This window comes from bacterium, from assembly GCA_040756715.1.
Taxonomy (GTDB): Bacteria; UBA9089; UBA9088; order UBA9088; family UBA9088; genus JBFLYE01.
The window spans coordinates 1-3,569 of record JBFLYE010000094.1 but is presented as its reverse complement, the minus strand read 5'-3'; the positions used below and the strand labels follow the sequence as shown (position 1 = coordinate 3,569).

Sequence of the window (3,569 nt, the reverse complement as noted above, 5' to 3'; positions counted from 1 at the left end):
TTAGGCTCATAAGAGTATCGGCATTTTTTTAATAAGAGAAAATTTTTAATTTTTCCCTTTATTTGGATAAAAATGAGGGTTAAACCTATGTAGGACTTGCCTCTCCAGACTTATGGATAGGTTTCAGAAAAAAATAAGCTTAGAGTTTTTATTTAAAATGTGGTATAATTATAAAAATTGTAACCCTAAGGAGAATTACTAATGTCAAGACTAGTTCGTTTCGGTATATCATTAGATGAAGTTCTTTTAAACAGATTTGATGAACATATCAAGGGAAAAAATTACTCTACTCGCTCCAAAGCAATTGGAGATTTAATAAGAGAAGATTTAGTCAAGAAAGAATGGATAGAAGGAAAAGAAGTGGCAGGAGCAATTACTCTGGTTTATAATCACCATAAAAGAGAACTAGTAAATACTTTAACGAATATCCAACATGATTTTCACTATCTTATCATTTCGACCCAACATATTCATTTAGACCATGAAAATTGTCTGGAGATAGTAGTTGTGAGAGGCAAGCCAAAGGAAGTTGAGGAGTTGGCTAATAAATTAAAATCTACAAAAGGTGTGAAACACAGTTTTTTGACTATGACTACAACTGGTAAAGAAATATAGTTTTTCGTATGTGTTTAGGTATAGAATAAGACGGAAAATAGGCACTTAAGGCGAGAGAGTTTATTTATTACTTGCTTTCTTTGTCCCTAGGTAGGAGTCAAAAAACTCCCCCACTGCTCAAATACGTACAAATCAGGGCTATTAAAAACCATTTTTTTCATATTTTACCCCCCTTTTCTTTAAAATCTCTGCTGAGAAATCCTTAAGCTTCTTTAATGCCTCTTTGTGCTTTGCCTCCCATTTCCTTCTTATTCTCCTTCCATAATACCTTAAGAGGGCATTTAGGAATTTAAACTTAAGGATGAGCTTAAAAACAGAGCGCAGGGAATAGAATCTTCTTAAAGCCTTTATATTTCCCAATTGCAATTGATAGGGGGTCATTTGCTTTGGTTGGTAGACAACATTCATTCCATCGTATAATTCCCAATTATAGGTAAAGATCCTTCCTGCCTTATCAAGCTCATCAAATGTCTTTGTGCCAGGAAGGGGGGTTAAGATTAGAAATTGGACAGTGTCTATTTTATATTTTTTAGCAAAATCTACCGTTTCCCTTGTTGTCTCCTGCCTATCACTATCCGAACCCAAGACAAACATCCCATGTATCCTTATGCCAAATTTATGGATTATCCCTATCCCTTCTTTAATCTCATCTAATGTCTGGCCTTTTTTATATTCCTTAAGTGTCTCGGGATTGGCTGATTCAAAGCCAATATAAAAAAACAAGCAATTTGTTGCTTTTGCCAAGCGTAATAGCTCTTTATCCCTTGCTACATCTATTCTTACCTGGGCAGTCCAATTCTTTGGGGAAATGCCCTTTTTTGCGATTACCTCAAGCATCTTCTTTGTCCTCTCTTTGTCAGAGGTAAAGTTATCATCGTAGAAGAATATGTCCCTTGGCTTTCTATATTCAATCTCTTCTATTACCGAATCTATTGAGCGCATCCTGTATTTTTTTCCAAACATTGGGGTTACTGAGCAGAATTTGCAATTGAATGGGCACCCCCGACTTGTTTGAATGGGAAAAATCTTTAGCCTTTCTTTTCCAACAATTCCATCAATATCAGGGAATGGGAGAGAATCAAGGTCGCACAATAGCTCTCTTGGCTGATTATGCTTGAACTGCCCATCTTCTATGTATGAAAGCCCCTTTATCCCTGATAATTCACAGCCATTAGAAAGAGCAATAACAAGCTCCTTTATTGTTTCCTCTCCTTCACCCCTTACGCAGTAATGGGAGTAGGTAAGCGCCTCCTCTGGTCTAAATGTTGCATGTGGTCCTCCCATTACCACAGGGATTCCTATCTCCTTAAATTCCCTTGCTATCTTATATGCCCTTGGTGCAGTTGAGGTTGTGGTTGATATGCCAATAAGGTCAGATGAATAGGCTATTTTGTAGTCAATTGGTGCTAAATCCTCGCAGAATATATTAACTGAATGGCCATCTTTTTTAAGGATAGCAGAGATAATCGGCAATCCAAGCCTTGGCAGGGGAAAATCAGAAAAGACATGCCAATCAGGAGAGCCTGGTTCAATAAGGGTAATCTTCATTCAGCAATAGCAAAAGAAGAGGCTTTGTCGTCTATATGGGATATTGAAACAAGGATTTTTAGACCCTTTGCAATTTCCTTTGCCTTTCCTTTAAGGATTACCTCTGGTGGCCCAGAATGGTTTGTAATCTCTATATCCTTAAAGGAAATGCCTGGCCAGCCAACGCCTAATGCCTTCATCACTGCCTCCTTTGCCGCAAACCTTCCAGCAAGATGGGGATATGGATTATTACGAGAATTGCAATAGGAAAGCTCATCTTCTGTAAATACCTTTTTAAGAAAACGCTCTTTCCACCTTTTTTCTGCTTTTTTTATCCTACACACATCAACCAAATCCGTTCCAATGCCCTTTATCATCTATAAAATCTTAACAATAAATCATGCTTTTGTCTATCAGAAAGAACCACTTTTTACCATTGCCTCTATCCTTTCTATTTCTTCCCTATTGACACTCATCCCCTCTTTTTCTAATTTCTTTAAGTTTTCAAGCCCTATCTTGTAGTAATTTAAAGCATTTTTGAAATCCCCTTGGTTTTTTAAAATATCCCCTAGCATAAAATGCGAGAGAAAATCCTCTTTATTTATCCTTACCGCTTTTAAAAACTCATCTTTTGCGGATTTTGCATCATTATTTCTTAAAAAACCCAATCCTTTATAATAATGGCTTTCTCCCCAGGAGGTCTCCCATATACAGAAATTCCAAGAGGAAAAAAGGGTATTTTCAACACCAAATATCCTTATTAAGCGAATATCATAAGGATAAAGAGAAACCATCTTTGAATAAACAAAAGGGAATCCTATTAAAAAATCAATCTTTTCTGTTTTAAGAAATTTAATAAGAGCCTCCTCATTTCCAAACATTGAAATTGTCTCCTTTGTTCCTAAACCTAATGTATCAATACAATAGCGTCTTCCATAATAGACAATTGCTCCAATATCATGTGTAGCAATTCTTGCATCTTTTTGTGTATGGGAATATAACCATTTTCCTATGTTTATCTGAAGCTTTTTTTCTGCTTCACACAAGCAGGCATATTTATTCACATTAAGGGCTCCATATAATAAGAAAAATAAAGAAGAGCCAATAATGTAAATTAAGAAAATCTTTGGTTTAAGAAAAGCATTAGCGGTTCTTATTCCTAAGAATATAAGGATAAAAATAGATGGGGCAATATAGCGACCATAGAAATAAAGATGTGGAATAACAATGCCATATGCAATAATAATGAGGAAAAAAAATGCCTGCATTATCCTTAATGTTTTCTCCTTATAAAGAAAGATGGAGAAAGGAAAGAAAATAGAAAAGAAAAGGCTCTTCACGGAATATGGTGCAAATATAATCTCTTGAAAATGTTGCACCTGAATGAGTATTATAACCCTTTAAATCTCTCTAAAAGGAGGGTAACT

4 protein-coding genes are annotated in these 3,569 nt (G+C 35.6%); 1 reads left to right on the top strand and 3 read right to left on the bottom strand.

Going from position 1 to position 3,569, the window contains the following annotated elements; all coding sequences use genetic code 11:
• Positions 1 to 201 precede the first annotated feature (201 nt).
• The gene (gene nikR / locus AB1397_03575; GenBank protein ID MEW6482068.1) at positions 202 to 615 is read left to right on the top strand and encodes a nickel-responsive transcriptional regulator NikR; all 414 of its coding nucleotides are present in this window, start codon (positions 202 to 204) and stop codon (positions 613 to 615) included.
• 141 nt (positions 616 to 756) lie between these two features.
• Here the strand turns inward: nikR and AB1397_03570 are convergent, their stop codons facing one another.
• From AB1397_03570 to AB1397_03560, 3 genes are read right to left on the bottom strand one after another with little or no spacing between them, the layout of a single operon-like run.
• A complete protein-coding gene (locus AB1397_03570) occupies positions 757 to 2,163 on the bottom strand; it encodes a radical SAM protein (protein MEW6482067.1) in 1,407 nt (468 codons plus the stop codon).
• Complete coding sequence (acpS, locus tag AB1397_03565) at positions 2,160 to 2,519, bottom strand: holo-ACP synthase (protein ID MEW6482066.1); 360 nt, start codon at positions 2,517 to 2,519, stop codon at positions 2,160 to 2,162. The genes AB1397_03570 and acpS overlap by 4 nt, the downstream gene beginning before the upstream one ends.
• A 36-nt stretch (positions 2,520 to 2,555) precedes the next feature.
• On the bottom strand, positions 2,556 to 3,410 hold the full coding sequence (locus AB1397_03560; protein MEW6482065.1) for a hypothetical protein: 855 nt from the start codon (positions 3,408 to 3,410) through the stop codon (positions 2,556 to 2,558).
• Positions 3,411 to 3,569: the final 159 nt, after the last annotated feature.

Coding starts and splice junctions, on each gene's coding strand:
- nikR (MEW6482068.1), top strand. CDS start 202: ATGTCAAGACTAGTTCGTTTCGGTATATCATTAGATGAAGTTCTTTTA.
- acpS (MEW6482066.1), bottom strand. CDS start 2,519: ATGATAAAGGGCATTGGAACGGATTTGGTTGATGTGTGTAGGATAAAA.
- AB1397_03570 (MEW6482067.1), bottom strand. CDS start 2,163: ATGAAGATTACCCTTATTGAACCAGGCTCTCCTGATTGGCATGTCTTT.
- AB1397_03560 (MEW6482065.1), bottom strand. CDS start 3,410: ATGCAGGCATTTTTTTTCCTCATTATTATTGCATATGGCATTGTTATT.